This is a genomic window from Lacinutrix sp. MEBiC02404 (genome assembly GCF_053601575.1).
In genome coordinates, this window is the sequence record NZ_JBSHNV010000068.1 from 1 (window position 1) to 243 (window position 243).

General features: G+C 39.9%; 1 protein-coding gene. It reads right to left on the reverse strand.

Going from position 1 to position 243, the window contains the following annotated elements; all coding sequences use genetic code 11:
- Positions 1 to 243 (reverse strand): HYR-like domain-containing protein (locus tag ACVCXO_RS00415; protein ID WP_452227626.1); only part of this gene is annotated, 243 nt, incomplete at both ends.

Sequence of the window (243 nt, forward strand, 5' to 3'; positions counted from 1 at the left end):
CGTTAAAGTCGTTACTTCACATTGTGCCGTTACATTAGCTAAAGTTGCAAGATCAGCAACAGGAGCAGTAACATCTGTAATTACTATGTTTTGTGTTTGTGAGGAAGCATTCAGATTAACATCTGTATATGTCCAAGTTACGACTGTTGTTCCTTGTGTTGTAATAGGAAGTGATGCATCGTTGGTAACAGCTACCGTTCCACCACAATTATCTGTTGCCGTTGGTGCAGTTAAAGTCGTTAC